Below are 18,892 nucleotides of genomic sequence, written 5' to 3'. Positions count from 1 at the left end.
AAGACAAGCGGCACTTTCAATTCTTAGCCGGCTTTCCGGTTCTTTCCACTCCAGTGGGGACACTCTCCCTGCTGGGGGCGGTGTGCCTGCTGGGTTCTTGATCTAGGAGGTACCCCATGGAAATCGCAACAATCGCCAACGCTGCAGACAGCAGCACTGGCGTCATCCAGGCCACTCAGCTCCAACCGATCTCGCTTGCAGTGCTGCTTGAAAAGTACGCGCACGGCGGAGAGACCTCGCCGGAGCAAGTGAAGGATCGTGTGGCCAACGGCCTTGCTGCCGTCGAGCACACGCCCGAGGAATGGGCACCCAGGTTTCGCGAAGCACTCGACTTTACGATCCTCGGCGGGCGCATCAACGCGTCTGCCGGGCTACCAGGTGTTAAAGCGACGTGGGTCAACTGCTTCGTGCAGCCCCTATCGGACTCGCTTTGCGAATCTGTCGATGGCGTCCCCAGCATCATGGAGTCCGCTCGCCAAGCCGCGCAAACTATCCGGCTTGGCGGCGGTGTGGGCTACGACTTCAGCGTGATACGTCCGAAGGGCTCTTGGATTAACTCTACGAAGAGCTACGCCAGTGGGCCCATCAGCTACATGCACATATTCGATTCGATCTGCAAAACCGTCATCTCTGCAGGCTCCCGTCGTGGTGCTCAGATGGGGGTGATGCGCTGCGACCACCCCGATATCTTCGAGTTCATCTCGTGCAAGAAGGTGTCGGATCTTTCTATCCCGTTGGATGCTAGGCCGCTGCGCAACTTCAACCTGTCCGTGGGCGTGACCGACAAGCTTATGCAAGCTGTAGTGGCCGATGGCAGGTTCGACCTCGTTCATGACGCGATGCCGTCCCCTACGCAGATCGCCGCTGGAGTAGTCCAGCGTGACGATGGCAAGTGGATCTACCGCACGGTTCGCGCCCGTGACCTGTATGACGCCATCATGCAGGGCACATATGCGCGGGCTGAGCCAGGCGTACTCTTTCTGGATCGCATCCACGAGGACAACAATCTGCGCTACTGCGAAGCGATCACAGCGACCAACCCTTGCGGTGAAGAACCGTTGCCTCCGTACGGCTGTTGCGACTTGGGCCACCTGGCTCTGCATCGCTTCGTGAAACGTACGGTGTGGGAAGGCGAGCCTGAATTCGACTTCGATAGACTGGCCCAGCTCACGCCCGTCCTGGCGCGCATGCTGGACAATGTTCTCGACCTGACGCCCTGGCCACTGCCGGAGCATGAGGCCGAGTCGAAGGCCAAACGACGAATCGGCATAGGCTTCACTGGCCTGGCCGATGCACTCATCATGATGGGCCTGAAATACTCCTCCGCCGAGGGCAGGGCATTTGCTGCAAAGGTGCAGGAGACGATCCGTGATGCTGCGTACGCCGGCTCTTCCGAACTGGCTATGGAGCGCGGGTCGTTCCCGCTGTTCAACGCCGACCTGTTCCTTGAAGGTGTAAGGGACGACATGGAGGGCACTTTCGCCAGCCAGCTGCCCGAAGGGATCAAGCAGCAGATTCGCGCACATGGGATCCGCAACAGTCACCTGCTGGCGCTGGCCCCAACCGGCACCGGGTCGCTGACTTTCGGCAACAACTGCTCCAGCGGTTGTGAGCCTGTATTCAGCTTCAAGGAAATTCGCCGCATCGGAAAAGCAGACGGGAGCATCAGGGAGGAGGCCGTGTTGAACGCCGCCTTTCTGCGCTACCAAGAGCTGGGCGGCGACATCGAGAAACTGCCAGACTACTTCGAGAGCTCGCAGGAGCTGCCAGTCGCTGCGCACGTCGAGATGTTGAATGTGCTGACACCCATGGTGGATGCCGCAATCAGCAAGACGGTGAACATCCCGGCTGACTACCCCTACGAGGACTTCAAGTCGGTCTACATGGATGCTTGGTCAGGTGGGCTCAAAGGTTTGACGACCTACAGGCCCAACGCTGAACTGGGTTCGGTGCGCGCTGTGGACAACGGTGAAAGCAACGGCATCGGTAAGCCGAATGGCCACCCAGTGAATGACCTGGACCACAGCGATCCTGACCGCCAAGTGCGGCTGCATGCATTGCCCGAGACGGTGATGAGCAGTCTCCAATGCTGTGGCTACCTCGGAAGCTGTGGCTGAAAAGTCAGAGACTTCTTAACCCCCTGCAAAGGGGGTTTTTCCGAGCATCTTTTGGCGAGGATGCTTCGAAAAACCGATTTCTGATCCATGTCCGTAATGGCTTGGTGAGAAGGGGCCCGCTGTCCCGCCGTCTGGCATACAGCTTATCTATGTGCCAGGCTCCTGGTGCTTAAACCTACCCATCGGGGACACACTTCCCGATGGGGAGTGGTGTGCCTGTTGGGTTCTTCAACTCAAAGAGGTATTCCATGTCTACTCAAGAAATATTGTTCACTATCGCTTTGCTTGGGTCTGCGCTCTACCTCTTCGATCGCATCGCCGGGGTCTTCGCGGCTCTGTACGCGAAGAAGAAGGCGAAGCTCGAAGTCGAGAAGGAGGCGCTTCTTAAAGCCGAGGCAGTGGCTAAAGAAAAGGCGAGGCTCGAACAGGCGAAGGAGGCCCAAAACGCCGTCCTTCAACTGGTCGAAATCGTCAACAGCATGAAGAAAGGCCTCGCGGGCTTTTCTGACGTTCTGCCTGTACCCGCACCTTCGGCCCCGTCAGGCGCTGTAGCTGCTGGAGTTCAGGAAGTACCAGCTCCTGCATCGCCCGCCTCTGCAACGGCCGATGCTGAGATGTCGCTGGAGGGGAAGATCTCGTTCCTGGCCAGCACTGTGATGGCGCAGGCCCAGCAGATGGACTCTATTCAGGCCACGCTGCGTCAACTCACCGAAGCTGGCGGTGCTCCAAAGCGTCGGTCCGCCCGCAAAGGCGCCGATGGAGCGGGGGTCGTCACGGCAGCGTCCCCGGCACCCGCGTCAACTGGCAATCGCAGCGCACGTGAAGTGCCTTCTTTGGACGGCCTGGAGAACCAGCCGCCCCTTCAAGGCGAGCGGCAAGGCGAGTTCGACATCGTGAAGTAAACCATCAACCCTTGCGGGGATAGCACCCCGCAAGGGGGCTTCTCCGCTCTTCTTGGAGAAGACTATGGAAACGAAAACGCCTGAGCCCTGGCGCCCTGATTGGTCGAAGCTGTTCGACTCCATCCTCACGGATCCAGGCGTGCTGGGGACCTACTACAGCGCATTCCACGAGTACAGCCTGGGCAACCAGGTTCTGGCCATGATGCAGTTGGTTGATCGCGGTCTGCCGATATCGCCGATCTCCAGCTTTCACGCGTGGAAGGAAAAGGGGCGCAAGGTGGCTAAGGGACAAAAAGCCCTAGGCCTATGGATGCCCGTCACCGTGAAGGGCGACAAGGCTCGGGGTGATGCCAAAGACGGCGATGCGGATGCTACTTCGGAAACGGGGAGCAAGCGAATCTTCGTCATACGCAACAACTGGTTTGCTTACTCGCAAACCGAACCCGATGAGCGCGGAGACTGCCCGTCATACTCGCCGCCCGAGACACCTGTCTGCGGATGGGACAAAGCTCAGGCGCTGGCCGTTTTAGAGGTCACGGAAGTGCCCTTTGAAATGGTGAGCGGGAACACGCAAGGTTATGCCAGCCCGTTGAGCAAGGAAGTGTCGATTTCGCCGTTGGCGAAGTTGCCTCACAAGACCCTGTTCCACGAATTGGCGCACTGCATTCTCCACGCCAAGGAGGCGGAGTTCGCATGTCTTTTCGAGCTGGACAAGAGCATTCGAGAAGCGGAGGCTGAGGCCACCGCATTTCTCTGCTGCTCGGCTTTAGGCCTACCCGGTTTGGAGGAAGCGCGGGGCTATGTGCAAGCATGGCTTGGTAGCGGCAGCACCCGGGAGGCGTTCAAGAAGAGCGCCAGCCGGGTCTTCACGGCCGCGAACCGAATCCTCAAGGCTGGCGCTGTCAAGCACGAGCCAGGAGTGATGTCACCTGCGTCCAGTCCCGCCCCCATGCAGCATGCGGCCGACCCTTCAGGCCAGTGCCTTCTGTTTGCTTAAGGAGTTCAAGATGGAGATCATGATTGCTTTTGGTCCTGAGGCGAACCAGTACCGCTCTACAGGCATAGTGCTGCGGTTCGGGTTCCCAACGGGTAATACGGTTGAGGTCTTCTACTCTGACTTCAGGCAGACAGGCTCCAGCTTGCGACAGGGACACCAGCGCAAGCGACTGGTGCTGGAGTACAACGACCAATGTTGCGTGGACGACGTGGTCACGGAAATCGAACGCGCCGCAGACGCACTGGGGATTGTGTTCGACCCGGATCCCACGCTGTCCGTCGAGGTTCCGTTGCCGCCCAGCGGCAACTGGCTCTATCTCGCAGCACCAGTGGCCACGCGCCTCGGCTGGAAGCTGGAGCATCCGTTCCAGCCGATTGAGCTCTCTCCATGGACCTGTGACTAGAGGTCTGAATTAACCACCTCGGGCACCGATCGCCCAAGGGGGTCGTTGTCCGTCAAATTCACAAGGAAACGGAACATGCGCATCACCATCGCTCGCATTGAAGGTCTGCCCCACGTCGTCGCCGCACCGCGAAAGCCACTAGCAGTGCTCGGCACTCGCAGGGTGGGCTGGCTGCAATGGGTCAAGGCCAAACTTTCAGGCCGATAGTTTTTGCTCAGTCACATGGGCAAATCGGCGGCCGAGCCAGTATTGTGCTCGGTCGCTTGACGCCAAGACTTCGGTCAAAGCACTGGGTAGGTCAGCAGCGGATGCGCCAACATCCGTCGCTGAGGCAACCCAATGACTGCAAAGGCGCTTTCGCGCGACACCCGCACGGGTGTCTCCCAAAATCGCTTTCTTCAACGCGAACTCGTTCGCGTTAAACCCTCCCAGCTGCGGAGTAAAAGCAGCAACCTCATGCTGGCGGTCTATCCGCACGCATCCATCAACCCCGGGGGTCATTGATCCCCTAGGGGACGTGACTCCGTATCCTCTTGGAGTCAATATGAAACCACAACAGTCAAGCGCATCGCCGAAGCGTTCCGTGCCTCGAATCATTTCGCTGGCAGAGTACCTTGCTATTCACCAGGACTACCGCACGGTATGGACGACCGAACGCACCGACTTGCCCAATTGGGAAAGGGACCGTCATAACTACGTCGGCAAGCGCACGCTGCTGCGCGAAGGCGGCTTGGAAATTGAAGGCATCTCGTTCATCATCAAGGAGGAGGACTCCGGCTGGTACGAGATCCACGGCGACAACGGCCAGCACGCGCGCCAGCAGGGCCTCAAAGAAGCTCTCCAGGTAGCGAGCGGCTTTGTCGCCATGCCGAGCCAGTACAAGGCTCACTATGAGGCGCTGTTGCGCGATACGGGGGCGGCTGCGTGGAGCTACGGCTTCTGCACCGTAGGTGTTCAGCTCGTGTCGGCATTGCGCTGAGTTCCACGCGGGAATCTTTCCAGTCCTTCCTTGCGTTTGACGTGCTGCGCGAGGCGTGGCATCATTCTTCATGGTCTGAAATCATTCTTCATGGTCTAAATTCCGTCCTATGGGTTTTTGATCAAGAGTTCCGCGTGGTTGCAGCCGCGCAGTTCTCGGGCGAAGGCCGGCAGTTCGCGCTGCCGGCCTTCTGCTTTTTCCCCTTGCTCTACGCGGTTCATGATCGTGCCGTTTTCCGCAGCGGATGGTGGGTTTCTCATGCCTCTTGTGCATGTTTCTGTGCCTGGGTGCTGCGCCCTTGATTGAGGTCGGCACTGTGTCGAGTCCCGCGCTGGAGTCATCGCACTGTAGCGAGGGATTTGACATACCGCGCGCTGCGCGGCATCATTCGACATGGTTCGTTTCCTTGTGAGAAGGGGTTCGGGTCACGAGGTCTGCTCGGTTGGCGCCGAGCTTCCTCAATAGAGGCTGGACAGGTTCGCGCTTGTCCGGCTTCTTCTTTTTCCCCCTTGCTTGGTGCGGACTATGGTCTTGCCGTTTTGCAAGGCGCTGGAATGGCGTGCTCGGCGTTAGTCTGTGAATGCGTCTGCGCGCAGATGCTGCGCCCTTGATAGAACCGCTACGCGGGTGTATTCTTCGCTGGCTGCTCACGGCGGCGCGAGTCGCGAGCCAAGAATTCATCGATGCAGGCTTTGCCTGAATCTGAAAACTCCAAGCTGAGGAGTCAAAACTACAGCATCAGTCAACGGGAAACCGTTTTTTCAACCCTTGGGGACTACAACCCCTTGTGGTTGTGGCCTCCTCCGTTTTGGAGGTCACATGCAGAAGTTACGCGCCCCCCGGGTGCGAGAAATGTCGAGATGGTCTAACCACTCGGCGATGGTTCGCTCTACTATGGAGCGCCTGAAGCCAAGCCTTTCGAGGTCAAGGTTGCGGCGTTTTTTTAATCAGAGCGATATGCCAATCATCCCAGTTCACTTCGACGAGAGCGACACCACGCCCGAGCGCTTGGAGGCGAGGGCGCGCGAGTTGGACATTTCTGTTGAAGCGTTGATACAAAGAGCGATCGCGGAGCACCTCGGTGCCTACGGTCTACCAGTTGTTTCGACATCACCAGAACCCACCAACTTGAGCGAGTTGTTCCAGGCACACGGCCTGCTGAAGCAACAGCAAAAGTAGTTCTACTCAACCTTTTCCCCTGTTGGGGCTGGAGTTTCAATGTGTGAAATATCCGCCCCAATAGGGGCGATCGTGCGCGTCTGGTTCCCTGAATCGGAAGCGGTAATGGTGCCTGGGCCTAAATTCAGGCCCGTGCTCGTTCTGCAAGTGGCTACCAGGAGCGATGGGCGCCAAGAGGCGCTTGTTGCCTATGGCACCAGCCAAAACACCCGTAGCTGTGGGCTCGGGGAGTTCACCGTCAAAAGCGGTGATGTCCACTGCCTGGATCGCGACACCAAGTTCTGCCTGACAAGGGCAGTTTGGTTGCCGTTGACTAAGCAGTATTTCCATACCGGCCGAGCGCAACCAGCGCCCGAGCCGCTTCGTGGAGCGTCCATGGCGTCCTTCTTCAGGGCCGCCAAGGAAGCTCGCCTCGTGTGATCTGTCTTTCAACCCTCGGGGGTTCAGCCCCCGAGGGGGCTGCGCCTTCAATTTTTTGGAGCGTAACTATGTCGACAGTCGTCAATCCCCCGTCAGTTGCACTTTCCACTGCCGAGTTGCGCAAGCGTGCTCACGTCCACAGCGCCATCGATACCCATGAGAGAGCAATGTGCCTCAGGACGGGTGTCCTGGACTTGGATCTGTTGAAGGCGGCGCACTTGACAGTTCCATCGAGCCTGGAGGATTGCGCTGTGGTCGGCGTTGCTTACGCAGCGCGGACCCTCAGCAATCTCACCCAAAGGACCGAGGCCGTCTTCCACGTCTTCGATGCCAGTGGCGAGTTGATCGGCTCCTACTTCAGTAGCGCCTTCAAGTCGTTCGCTCGCTGACGCTTCTATCTCAACCCCAGGGGGCCTGAACCCCAAGGGGTGGGGCTCCCTTTTTCATCCGCGAAAGGAAACCCCATGAGCAACAAACTCAACCGCCCCGCAATCTTCACCGACAAGATGATCGAGGCCGCCGAACGGCTCTTCGAGGCGATCGCTATCGAAAGAACGTTGGACCCCATCGTCAACGGTTACAAGAAGGCAGTCCTGCTTCGCCTGCAGCTCAAGGTATCGCCCGAGTTCCAGGACGGCAGGGAGGACCTGGTGGTCCTTCACCCCGACCACGCCTATCTGCTCGCAGAAGGTGACTGGGAGTTGTACCTTGCAGAGGTTGAGAAGGCCCGAGTGGCTGCGGGACTGCACGTCGCTGAGGCGGACCATTGCCCACTGTTGGTCGCCAATCACGAACGCCTGCGCGCCGAGAATGACCTGCTCACTGCCGTGAGTGTGATTCCACGGTTGAAGGACTTGGAGCACCTAGGCGCGGCCAGGCTGGAGGACCGCAAGAAGGCGGTGGACTTGGCGTTGAGTATGCTGAGTCCCTACGTCAAGCCCACCCAGCAAGCCATCCTCGATCTGATACGCAAGGGCCTTGAGGAAGACCCGAAGTAATCCGATGCGCCGTCGTTCCGCTCTGTCCACCAATGGCAAGAGCGGGCTTTGACGCGGTGCTGATGGCCATCACATCGGCCGCTGCCTTCAGCTTGAACTGGGGCCGGCATGGCACGGTGTGCAATCGATCTCCTCTTTCAATCGTGCCGCCACGATTCTGTCGCGCACCTTCAATACTCCCTGCCGTTATGCAGGGGGTTTTTCCAAGCCTCGCCTCTTCGAGTGGTTTGGAAAAACCTCATTCACTGCCCAGGGTAATCCTGAGTTGAGAACTCGCGCTGGAGAGACCAAAACCAGTACCCACCGGACGGCTTGCCGTTCCAAAACTCAACCCACGCGGGCCACTATCCCCGCATGGGGGCTTGGCTCGTGTTTATTTGGAAACCAACATGACCAGCAAAACCCATGCGCTCGCCCCTCGCGCGCGCTTTTCCAAGATCGGTGACCGTCGTCGGAACGCAGACGGCTCCGTGAGCACCCTTGTAGACAATGGCGATGGCAGCATCGGCACATACACCACGGGCTGCCCTGCGGCGGGTCCTCTGTATCTCCACAAGCGCACCGGGATCATCTCTTCGGTGCCTGAGACAGAGGCCTCGATATGACGCGCAAGCAGTACCGACGCGCAAAGCGCACGGCGCTTGCGGCCTTGCTAGGTGGATGCAGTAGCGACGACCTCGACGAGAGGGAGCGGCGTGTTGCGCAATTCATCAAACGTCAATGGCAAACGGGCACGGATGTGCTTGTCCAACGGACCTCGTCCATGACTCCCAACGCCGCATCGCGCCTGAAGGTGTACCCGATGTCCATCGGGGCCCAACAAGTGGCAACGCGGACACTGCCCTGAACCCTGGCTCGCGAAGGCGGGCGAAGGATTTCGATAGCCCTGACGGGTGCTCCCCGTTGGGAACACCTGTCGATTTGCAAGGTAGAGACTGAAATGGAAACCAACAAAATTTCAAGTGCCCAAGCGGGCATTGGCCAACTGCAAGACAGCCTTCACGCGGGCGTCGAGATGTTCGGCTACGGCATCAAGGAAGCGGGACTCAGGATCTGCCAGGATTGGCTGGCCAAACTGGCCACGAATGCCGAGGCGGATCTGGTCGGCGATGTCGATCTGCTGATCCTACGGCTCGATGCCTTCCGAACGATGGCGCGCCGGATCCTGCCCATCCCCAACGGTGGCTTTGGTGGCCACGACAAGGATGTGCTCCTCAGTGCTTTGCGAGAGGCAGGCTGCGAGATCTTTCCAACGGAGGAAGGGCTGTACAGCTACCACGGCTGCGAAGACGATTTCGAAACGTCTGCGGAGGCGATCGTGTCTGCGCTGCAGGACCATCCCGAAGTAGTGCGGGCGCTCGTGCATCAGGATACTGGCGCCACGGCCTCCTGACTCTACGCATCCCATGTGGCCAGTCGCTGCAGCTTAGCGGCCTGGCTGGCAGTTCAAACCTGGCGGACGCTTGATCCCCGTCGGGGTTAGGCGCCGCCTTATCTTCAAGGAAGCACAATGGTGATGAAGAAAACTCCCTCGGGGGCAATGACGATCCCAGTGGAACAGGCCCTGCAAAGGATCATGGCCGTTCCCGAAAAGATGAGTCTCTCGCTGGCGCAGGGGGCCTGCGCACATAAGGCCGCTTCTGTCTGTGTTGCCAGCGTCCATCAGCCAACGTCGGCTCAAGTCGAAGCCCTGCGTGGGTTCGCTCAGCGTCATGGACGCTACTGGAAGTCCAAGCTGAAGGCGCTCTGGATCGACGGCAAAGAGGAGCGTCATCCCGATGCATACCTCCTACGCCAGGTGCGAAACGAGTTCGGCCCGAAATGGCTGACACGCCTCTCGCTTGCCCGGTTTTCTGTGACGACCGGAGATCCCCATGCCTGAATCGCACAGCCTTGAGCACCCTGGAGCCGTGAGCCGCATACGCGCCAAGTGGCGCGGCGTTGAGCCAACGTCCATGATCGTCATCGAGTATTGCGGCGACGGCGACCCTGCGTTCGGTGGCACTGCCGACGATCGTGCGCTCGGGCCTGACGGCTACATCCTTCGACACGAACAACGTGTGCTGAAGATTGAGCCAGTGGAATTCGCGACGCTTGAGGAAGCCCATGAGGCTTCTAAGCTGGTGAAGAACCGACGACCCCAATCGATGTTGGGTGTAGCCCCTACCTGGCGCTAGCGCCATATCCCCTGAACCGCCCTGGCCACGCGCCAGGGGGTTTTCCCAAGCGCGCCCTACGCACGCTTAGGAAAACCGATTTGACTCTGCGGCGTGATGCTGCAGTGACAAGCCTCCGAGCTGACGGAGCCAAAAACTCAGCAAACCGTACCGCCGAAAGGCGGTTTTTTCATCTATCCCTGCGGGTCAGCATTCCCGCAGAGGGGGTGTTGTCTCCAGGGGTTCTCCCAATGAGGCAACACCATGAAAATCAAACCTATCGCCGAAGCGTGCATGTGGCTCCCGGGCTTCGGCCCCGAGGAAGATCCGCTGCAGGTCCTGGGTCCGCTAGGGGCTTCGGTGGCCAACGCTTCAGTGGCTGAAAGCGTCCCCCCTTCGCCGGCGCCAACGTGCACGGAAACCAACGGAAGGCCTATTTGGCCAGCCTTGCTGGGATCGGATCTCGACTGCTTGTCGGGGCCGGTGGCGAAGTTCGAGGCGAACGTCGCGGCGATTGATCTCCTGCGCAAGCTGGAGGTAGAGTCCCGCGAGCCCACGTCCCGTGAGCGCGTTGTCCTCAACCGATTCACCGGGTGGGGTAGCCTGCCGCAAGCGTTCAATCTGGAGCAGAACGACACAGCCTGGGTAGCGCGTGCCGCGCAACTCAAGGAGCTGCTGAGTCCTGAAGAGTACACAGCTGCGCTGGAAAGTACACCGAATTCGCACTACACGCCCATCGAGGTCGTGGAGGCAGTTTGGGAAGCTGTCAAGGCCATGGGGTTCGCCGGGGGGCGTATCGTGGAGCCCGCCAGCGGCGCTGGCTACTTCCTGGGTGCAATGCCCGAGGATGTGGCAAGCGCCAGCGTCGTGACTGCGGTGGAACTGGATTCCATACCAGCGCGGATCGCCAAGGCTCTTTATCGCCCCTACGGTGTGGTGACACATCACGGTGCCTTCGAGCGCGTGCAGCTGCCGCAGGGGTTCTACGACCTCGCGATTGGCAATGTGCCCTTTGGGAATCACGGAGTAGCCGAGAGGCGCAACGTGGCCTTTGCCGATTTCACAGTGCACAACTACTTCTTTGCGAGAGCGCTGGAGCTGGTTCGTCCTGGGGGGCTTGTGGCGTTCATCACGTCGAGCTTCACCATGGACGCTGTGGATGACAAGGTGCGCAAGTACCTGGCTGGCCAGGCCAAGCTGGTAACCGCCATCCGACTGCCGAGTACAACCTTCGCGGCCATAGCTGGGACAGAGGTCGTGACAGACTTGGTGATCCTTCAGAAGTTGGCGACGCCTGTCGCGGACGTTGAGAAGGCCGGGTGGACCACCACGAAACCAGTTGCCTGGGGTTCCCCGCTGTACAGCCGCGACAGTGGCTACGGCAGCAGGTCGCACCTGATGGTGAACGAGTATTTCGTTGAGAACGCCAACCTTGTCATCGGAAAGTTGCGCACCCGCTCAATGGGGTCCAGGACGGTTCTTGTCTGTGACTTTGAGGGCGACCTCAGGGGCGAACTGGCAGACCGGCTCGGGATGATGCCGCATGGGATCTATCAGCCCACGGCGATGCGCGCAAGGCAGCATGAACGTCGCGAGGCGGCTCTGCAGCTTGAAGGTGAGCATCGGCCTGGCCTCTCGCTGATCGATGGCAAGGTGTTCGAGGTGCTGGGCGACAAGGCCGTTCCCTCCGATCTCGCAGGGCGTACGTTGGAGCGTGTGCTGGGTCTGATCCAGTTGCGCGACACAGCCCGAAAGCTGATCAAGGCCCAAACAGCTTCCGACGACGACGGCATGCTGGGCGTGTATCGCACGGCCCTCAATGTTTCCTACGACGCCTTCGTGGCGAAGAACGGGTACATCAACGACAGGGTCAATCGGCGCGCTTTCAAAGTGGATCCCGATCTGCCGTTGCTGCTGTCGCTGGAAGTCTGGAATGAAGAAGAGCAGCGCGCAGGCAAGGCGCCGATCTTCGAACGCCGTACTGCCGGAGCATACAAGCGGGTGACCTCATGCGAAACCGCAGTGGAAGCCTTGCAAGTCAGCCTCGGTGAATCTGCTCGCGTGCTGCCGCTGCGCATAGCTGAATTGGTCGGGAAACCGGCTGACGAGGTCATGAAGGCGCTGGAGGAGGGCGGCCATGTGTTCCTTGACCCGGATTCGGGGCATTGGGAGCATGCGGATGCCTACCTCTCTGGCCTAGTGCGCGAAAAGCTCCTGGCAGCAGAGTCCTGTGGCGCTCGCTTCGAACGCAACGTCGAAGCTCTCAAGGCTGTCCTTCCCGTGCCATTGGGCCCAGCCGACATCACCGCGCGCGTTGGCTCAACGTGGATCCCCACAGGTGTCTACGAGGAGTTCCTGAGCACGCTGTTCGATAGGAAGGGCTTTAAGGTGACCTACGAAGGGAGCGTAGGGGCTTGGAACGTGGAGGCGCCGTGGATCTCTGAATCGGACGTGCGCAACACGCAGACGTACGGAACGGGGCGTGTGAGCGCCGTAGAACTGTTCGAGATGGAACTGAACCAGCGCAGGCCTACGGTGCACGACAAGGGCAAAGCCGGGGGGACTGTTGTGAATTCGCATGCGACCATCGCGGCGCGAGAAAAGCAGCATGACCTTAAGGTGAAGTTCGTTGAGTGGCTGTGGTCCGACAAGGACCGTAGCGATGAGATGGCTGGGCTCTACAACAGGCTCTTCAACTCCACGGTACCCCGCCGGTTCAACGGTGAGCACCTGGTGCTGCCAGGCATGTCCTCGATCTACTCACTGCGCGCGCACCAGCGTGACGCGGTGTGGCGGATCGTGTCGAGCCAATATCCGACGTTGCTGGCCCACGTGGTCGGGGCAGGGAAGACGCTCGAAATGATCTGTGCAGGTGCGGAGCTGCGACGGTTGGGTCAGGCAAGCAAGGTGCTCTACGTAGTTCCGAACCACATGCTCTACCAGTTTGGCGCTAACTTCATGGAGGCATATCCGAGCGCCCATGTTCTGCTCGCCTCGAAAGAGGATCTGCAGGGCGACCGGCGCAGGCTCATGCTTTCGCGCATTGCGATGTGTGACTGGGATGCAGTGGTGGTGACACAAGCGACGTTCGAGTCGATGAGGGTCAGCGATGACTACATGACCAGCTTTGTCGAAGATGAGCTGGAGAAGATCGAATCAGCAATCCGTCTGCATTCCAAGGACCGTGGCAACAAGATCGTCAAGCAATTGGCGAGGGCGAAAAAGTCATGGAGGGCCAAGCTCGACAAGCTCAACAACACCCGGAAGAAGGACTCCGTTCTGGATTTCGAGGACTTGGGGGTGGACTGGCTGATGATCGATGAGAGTCAGTTCGCGAAAAACCTGTATCGCTTCTCTCAGATGGAGCGGATCGCAGGTTTGCCGTCCTCGAACTCAGACCGTGCATTTGATCTGTTCGTGAAGACGCGGTGTGTGATGGAGCGGCGTGGCGACCGGAAGGGCGTCACCTTCGCAACCGGAACGCCCATAAGCAACACGATGGCCGAGCTGTGGACTGTGATGCGATTCCTGCAGCAGTCCACCCTGGAGCGGCACCAGATTGACTGCTTCGACTCATGGGCCGCGAACTTCGCGGAATCCGTGACGGCGCTGGAGCTTGCACCTGATGGCAGTGGCTACAGGATGCAGACCCGGTTTGCACGCTTCGTGAATCTCCCTGAGCTGATGTCCATCTTCCGCATGGTGGCGGACATCAGGACCGCCGACATGCTCGATCTACCGACTCCCAAAGTCCGCAAGGAAACGGTGCCGGTAGCGGGAAGTCCAGACCTGAAGGCCTTTGTTGGTGAACTGGTCGAGCGCGCGGGGAAGATCCGTAGCGGCGGCGTGAAGCCCAATAAGGACAACATGCTGAAGGTCACCAGCGACGGCCGCAAGGCCGCGTTGGACATGAGGCTGGTGGATCCCTTGGCGCCAGAGTTTGAAGGGGGAAAGATCCAGATGTGCGCGAACAACGTGTACAGGATCTGGAAGGAGTACGCCGAGTCGAAGGGTGCTCAGGTCGTCTTCTGCGACCTATCGACACCGCGAAACGACGGGGGCTTCAGTGCCTACGACGAGATGCGGTTGAACTTGGTGCGCAGGGGGATACCCTCTCATGAGATCGCCTTCATCCATGACCACGACAGCGATGCATCGAAAGATGCGCTGTTCAGGGCCGTAAGAAAAGGGGCGGTGCGCGTGGTGCTGGGGAGTACCGAGAAGCTGGGCGTAGGAACCAACATCCAGGACAGGTTGATCGCGGCTCACCACTTGGATAGCCCTTGGCGGCCGAGTGATCTGGAGCAGCGTGAAGGCCGTATCGTGCGCCAGGGGAACATGTACCCTGAGGTGTTCATCTTCACGTACATCACGCAAGGCTCTTTTGATGCTTACATGTACCAGCTGCTCCATAGCAAGGCTAGGTTCATCGCGCAGATCATGACCGGCAATGCCGCGTTGCGAACTGCCGAGGACGCTGAGTTGGCTGCGTTGTCGTACGCTGAAATCAAGGCGCTGGCGTCAGGTAATCCTCTCGTGCTTCGCAAGGCAGGGGTGGACGCCGAATTGGCGAAGTTGAACGTCCTATATCAGGAATGGGCGAGGCAGAGCTATTCCAACAAGCGTGAGCTTGAAGGACTGCCTGCATCGATCCGGTACATGGAGGAAGCGGTCAAGCTGATCAGGATCGACATGGAGAACGCAGTGGCGGCTGGCAAGGCGCCGTGTGTGAAGGTGGGGGGTAAAACCTACACCGACATGTCGAAAGCCGCGAAGGCGTTGACGGTGGCGATTCAGAGCGTTTCTGGGCGTATGCAAGAGATTGGGGCCATCAACGGTTTCAAGCTCATTGCTTCAAACCCGGCCGAACGCAGGTGTGAGCTGACTCTGCAAGGCGGCTGGGAGTATGAGCTGGGGCGGCATTCGCGTGGGGCGCAGGTCCTGCGTGCTGCTAGCTTGGAGACGTCTCAATCGAGCTTGGAAAAGCACTTGAAGATCGCGGAGGCGCGCGTAGAAGGTCTGAACAACCAGATGCGCGAGTTGGCCGGAGTGATCGGAAAGCCGTTTGACAAGCAGGCACGTCTTGATGACCTGCGAAAGCAGCAAATCGAGATCGACACAGCGCTCGATCTGAGCAAGGGAGATCTTTCTGCTGTCGATGAATCGGTGCAGGCCGAGGACCTCGTCGCAGCCTGACCCTGCGAACTACCCTCATGCCCATTGGGGCATGGAGGGTGGTTTTTTCAAGCACCTTCCTCACCGGAGAGGGTGCTTCAAAAATCCGAATTGTTCCGTGTGCGTAATGCACTCGGCCATGAGGCGATCGCCCTCGCCGCAAGGCACAGCGATTCTCATCATGGGGCGTTCGCGCTTCTTGATTTGCGAGCCCGGGGCGTCAACGCTCAGTTGGGGTTCTTGTTCGAACGTGTCGGAGATGGGCACGGCCGAATCCGCCTACGCAGAGCCAGAACGGGCTTCGCTTAGAGCATTCCCTTCCGTCCGTACCTGGCGGGAGATTTCAACCTTTGCGGGGCCTATTCCCCGCAGGGGAGCGGCTCCGTAGCTTTGGAGCATTCAATATGGAAAATCAGAAATCGAGCTTGTTGGCGGCCACACCCCGCGCCGAGCATGTGATCGGCTATGCGTTCCCCCGTAGTTCGCAGGCCACTTCTCTCGGGCATGGCTCATCGGGCTGCTTCACCATTCAAGTCGCTGGGACGCTCGCGCCAGCAGAGACGTATGCGGAAGCCAAAACAATAGTTGTCAGGCTTGGTACTTCGCCTGGTAGATGGTCTTGGGACCATCCGCTGAATACCAGCTTTTTTTCGCACCACATGCACAGTGACGGACAGCCGCTGACCGGTGTGAACGTTTAGCCGCGTGTTTATTGGGGCGCTCTATGCCCTTTCTCCCCTTGGCCTTGGCCAAGGGGCGTTTCTCAAGGCTCTTGAACCAGGGGCCTTCGGAAACGCAGCAGGCCGCATTCCGTTGCTTGGCGCGATGTGGCCACGGCAGGGGTGTCGCTTCCGTGCGCGGGCGTGTATCATTTCGTGAAGTTGCTGATCCTCTACGAAGGGCGGCTGATTTCCCAAGTCCATGCGTGGCGTGGGTTTCGGAAATCAATTTTCTATGACGTGGCTCTGCCAGGTCATGAAGCTCCTAGCTGCCGGAGTTGAATCTGCAGACACATATGCTCCTTCGGGGGCTTGTTTTTCACCCTGGCGGGCTTGCTATAGCCCGCACGGGTTTAGCGTTGGCTCGCTTCTTCTCGGAGACTGCATGAGCCACGAATCGAAGTACGAGCAGCGCAAGCGAGAGCTTGTGGGCTGCCTGGGAACATCCCGCGCCTTGATCAGGCGCATTGAAGAGGATGAGCGGCGCGATTGCGTCGATGCTCATCGCGATGCCGCTGAGTTGACTGCTCTGTTGGAGCTTCGCTGCAACGAAGCTTTTGCCTTGGCCGCACCCGGAAGCGCCCGACCTACCGGCGTTCATCAACGAGACGCCTGAGGCCCTGTGCTGCATGTTTGCTGGCGGCCCCTCTAAGCTGCTGGTGTTCCAACCCGGGCATTGAAGCCCAACTGACCTTTTCTTTTTCACCCTGCCATGGGCGCGTTGACCCATGGGGGGTCGGTGCGTTCAGGGCGCTTCTCACAGGAGATAGACCATGACAAATAGCACCGCACCGACCATCCACAGGTCCTTCAAAGCCCAGGCCTCGCATTCGGACCAGACGGGCGTCAAGAAGGATGATGTGTTCAAGATCCCGCCGCATCTCCTCTTGGAGGAGCCAGGGTTCAACGAACGCGACTACGACGATCCGCGCGTAGTGGCCAAGATCGAGGAGTTCGCTCAGGCCTATGCCCGAGGGCAATTCGTGCCGCATCTGGTGGTTCGCATCGACGCCGGCACTGGAAAGTTCTACATCGTTGAAGGCCACCAGCGAACGCGGGGCGCCATGCTCGCAATCTCGCGCGGCACATCCGTCCCGTTTCTCGTGTGCATCCCTTTCCGGGGCAACGACATGGACCGCGTGCACTGCCAGATGGACAGCCAAGACGGCCTCAAGCTCACCCCGGTGGGCATCGCTCGCAACTATCTCAAGCTGGTCCACATGGGCGCCACCGAAGAGGAGATCGCTAAGCGGCGCAACAAGGAACTGTCTCACGTGCAGGCCATGCTTGTGCTGGCCGAGGCACCGGTTGAGATCCAGCGGATGGTCAATATCGACCAGGTATCGGCTACCACTGCCATCGAGGTCCTGCGCGAGCGAGGCGACGGTGCTCTTGAGTTCTTGCGCAATAAGCTTCAGGAAGAGCAGGCAAAGGGCAAGACCAAGATCCGTCCTGCAGCTGTTCGCGAATGGACACCTCCTCGCAAGAGCGCGATTGCGATCTATGCTTCGGTCGGCTCCTTGGTGGGCAGCCTCAAGGAAGAAGGTTTCGAGGGTGACCCCGAGACTCTGCATGGGAAGACCGTGTCAGTTGACGCTCACGCGCTGTACCAACTGATGCAGGTCTTCCGACTGGCCGAAGCCCAGAAAGGCAAGCGCAACAAGGGCTCGACCTCTGGAGAGGAGTCGGCCGAGGAGGGGGCTGCAACGGACACGGCATCGTGCTCCACCAGTGACTCTACCGATGAAAGCAAGCCACAAAGCCCGCCCTCCAGCTGGGTTTCCGGGCTTGTTTCCAACACCTGACAGTGGTTTGACCACATCCCATGATCCTTGCGCCCTCGGGCGCGAGGGTTTTCCAAAGGTGCTGTGCTAGCACCTTTGGAAAGCTTTCCATCAGCACGGCTACGCCTGCTGCGAAAACTCCAGCTGAGAGTCAAAATCAGCATCACGTTCCTTCCGCTCGTTTGAGTCGGTAAGTCAACAGCCCAGCCGGGGGCAAGTTCAACCCTGGCTTCTTGTAACCCTTGGCGGGCACAGCTCCCGCGATGGGGAAGTGCCTGCCGTTCTTCGAATGAAAGGCACTGCCATGATGACTTTTTCCATGCTCCTGAACATCCTGCTGGAAGCAGAGGCCCGTCGCGATGATCCGAGCCTTCCTCAAGAGGTGCGTGATCGCTCTGCAGAAACGGTATCCCTGTGCAACCAACGGATGGAGGAAGAAGGACTGACTCGCGAGCAACTCGAAATGGAAGCGCGCGCGGAAGCCTGAACCACCTCCAGGCGCCAGGAGACCCCTTGCGCTATCACCATCCCTGACGGGCCCCGCAAGCCCCCAAGGCTGGTGCCCGTCTCCACCACTCAAAGGAAACGGGTATGACACTCGAAATGGGTAAGCATGACCAAGAGCGCCTGACGCAAATTCAGGCAAACCGAGAGCGCATTGAAGGTCCCCGAATCGGCGATTTCGTGGTGTTCTCCACGGGTCAGATTGAACGCTTCAGTCACGCCTGGGACGACTGCCTCCAGACTTCCCCCAGCGGGTCATTCTTTTTGCATGCCTCTGGAAGCGGCGAGTTTTCAGGGGCTCTCAACCCTCACACACCCAGGCAATCGCTGGAGCTGACCCGCGCAACTCTGCCTGGTACGTTCTGGTTCTTCCGCGATGGGCGTGCGCAGCCTGGCGGCCGTGTGGACTTCTCGATACCTTGCCGGGTCTTCCGCACCGCTGAGACGTACACGGGCTATTTGGGCACCACTTTTCAAATGGACTCCCATCGCCTCCAGACGCTCAAAGCGTTGCTGATCGAACAGGGCGTCTGATCGCTCACTTCCCAACCTGCGGGGC

At 59.3% G+C, this 18,892-nt stretch carries 18 protein-coding genes; 17 read left to right on the top strand and 1 reads right to left on the bottom strand.

Annotation, left to right across the window (positions count from 1 at the left end):
- Positions 1–116 precede the first annotated feature (116 nt).
- From ACM14_RS02865 to ACM14_RS31995, 5 genes are all read left to right on the top strand, one after another.
- A complete protein-coding gene (locus tag ACM14_RS02865) occupies positions 117–2,117 on the top strand; it encodes an adenosylcobalamin-dependent ribonucleoside-diphosphate reductase (RefSeq protein WP_065345252.1) in 2,001 nt (666 codons plus the stop codon).
- Between the two features lie 248 nt (positions 2,118–2,365).
- A complete protein-coding gene (locus ACM14_RS02860; protein WP_065345251.1) occupies positions 2,366–3,019 on the top strand; it encodes a hypothetical protein in 654 nt (217 codons plus the stop codon).
- A gap of 64 nt (positions 3,020–3,083) precedes the next feature.
- The gene (locus tag ACM14_RS02855; protein WP_065345250.1) at positions 3,084–4,016 is read left to right on the top strand and encodes an ArdC-like ssDNA-binding domain-containing protein; all 933 of its coding nucleotides are present in this window, start codon (positions 3,084–3,086) and stop codon (positions 4,014–4,016) included.
- Between the two features lie 10 nt (positions 4,017–4,026).
- Complete coding sequence (locus ACM14_RS02850; RefSeq protein ID WP_074921996.1) at positions 4,027–4,419, top strand: hypothetical protein; 393 nt, start codon at positions 4,027–4,029, stop codon at positions 4,417–4,419.
- A 544-nt stretch (positions 4,420–4,963) separates the two neighbouring features.
- The gene (locus ACM14_RS31995; RefSeq protein WP_175403230.1) at positions 4,964–5,398 is read left to right on the top strand and encodes a hypothetical protein; all 435 of its coding nucleotides are present in this window, start codon (positions 4,964–4,966) and stop codon (positions 5,396–5,398) included.
- Between the two features lie 107 nt (positions 5,399–5,505).
- Here the strand turns inward: ACM14_RS31995 and ACM14_RS31990 are convergent, their stop codons facing one another.
- Positions 5,506–5,658, bottom strand: a complete 153-nt coding sequence (locus tag ACM14_RS31990) for a hypothetical protein (protein WP_175403229.1) — start codon at positions 5,656–5,658, stop codon at positions 5,506–5,508.
- A gap of 697 nt (positions 5,659–6,355) precedes the next feature.
- Here ACM14_RS31990 and ACM14_RS02840 point away from each other — a divergent pair.
- The 12 genes from ACM14_RS02840 (at position 6,356) to ACM14_RS02780 (ending at position 18,867) form a co-directional block, all read left to right on the top strand.
- On the top strand, positions 6,356–6,577 hold the full coding sequence (locus ACM14_RS02840; RefSeq protein ID WP_139093349.1) for a hypothetical protein: 222 nt from the start codon (positions 6,356–6,358) through the stop codon (positions 6,575–6,577).
- Between the two features lie 488 nt (positions 6,578–7,065).
- The gene (locus ACM14_RS02830; protein WP_139093348.1) at positions 7,066–7,386 is read left to right on the top strand and encodes a hypothetical protein; all 321 of its coding nucleotides are present in this window, start codon (positions 7,066–7,068) and stop codon (positions 7,384–7,386) included.
- 75 nt (positions 7,387–7,461) lie between these two features.
- Positions 7,462–7,995 carry a hypothetical protein gene (locus ACM14_RS02825; protein WP_065345244.1) on the top strand — a complete coding sequence of 178 codons (534 nt, stop codon included), beginning with the start codon at positions 7,462–7,464 and terminating at the stop codon, positions 7,993–7,995.
- Positions 7,996–8,384: 389 nt separating this feature from the next.
- Positions 8,385–8,600, top strand: a complete 216-nt coding sequence (locus tag ACM14_RS31305; protein WP_139093347.1) for a hypothetical protein — start codon at positions 8,385–8,387, stop codon at positions 8,598–8,600.
- Positions 8,601–8,935: 335 nt separating this feature from the next.
- The gene (locus tag ACM14_RS02820; RefSeq protein ID WP_065345243.1) at positions 8,936–9,388 is read left to right on the top strand and encodes a hypothetical protein; all 453 of its coding nucleotides are present in this window, start codon (positions 8,936–8,938) and stop codon (positions 9,386–9,388) included.
- Between the two features lie 123 nt (positions 9,389–9,511).
- Positions 9,512–9,877, top strand: coding sequence for a hypothetical protein (locus tag ACM14_RS02815; RefSeq protein WP_139093346.1), 366 nt, complete (start codon positions 9,512–9,514; stop codon positions 9,875–9,877).
- The gene (locus ACM14_RS02810) at positions 9,870–10,172 is read left to right on the top strand and encodes a hypothetical protein (protein WP_139093345.1); all 303 of its coding nucleotides are present in this window, start codon (positions 9,870–9,872) and stop codon (positions 10,170–10,172) included. The genes ACM14_RS02815 and ACM14_RS02810 overlap by 8 nt, the downstream gene beginning before the upstream one ends.
- A gap of 243 nt (positions 10,173–10,415) precedes the next feature.
- Positions 10,416–15,347 carry a helicase-related protein gene (locus ACM14_RS02805; RefSeq protein WP_065345241.1) on the top strand — a complete coding sequence of 1,644 codons (4,932 nt, stop codon included), beginning with the start codon at positions 10,416–10,418 and terminating at the stop codon, positions 15,345–15,347.
- 1,083 nt (positions 15,348–16,430) lie between these two features.
- Positions 16,431–16,661, top strand: coding sequence for a hypothetical protein (locus ACM14_RS31300; RefSeq protein WP_139093344.1), 231 nt, complete (start codon positions 16,431–16,433; stop codon positions 16,659–16,661).
- A 157-nt stretch (positions 16,662–16,818) separates the two neighbouring features.
- Positions 16,819–17,850: a hypothetical protein gene (locus tag ACM14_RS02790; protein WP_065345238.1), complete on the top strand. Its 1,032-nt coding sequence runs from the start codon at positions 16,819–16,821 to the stop codon at positions 17,848–17,850.
- Positions 17,851–18,133: 283 nt separating this feature from the next.
- Complete coding sequence (locus ACM14_RS02785; protein ID WP_065345237.1) at positions 18,134–18,316, top strand: hypothetical protein; 183 nt, start codon at positions 18,134–18,136, stop codon at positions 18,314–18,316.
- 104 nt (positions 18,317–18,420) lie between these two features.
- Complete coding sequence (locus ACM14_RS02780) at positions 18,421–18,867, top strand: hypothetical protein (protein ID WP_065345236.1); 447 nt, start codon at positions 18,421–18,423, stop codon at positions 18,865–18,867.
- Positions 18,868–18,892 lie beyond the last annotated feature (25 nt).

Source organism: Delftia sp. JD2 (assembly GCF_001682645.1).
Taxonomy (GTDB): Bacteria; Pseudomonadota; Gammaproteobacteria; order Burkholderiales; family Burkholderiaceae_C; genus Comamonas; species Comamonas acidovorans.
The sequence above is the reverse complement of the archived record's forward strand: the minus strand, read 5'-3'. Positions and strand labels throughout refer to the sequence as shown.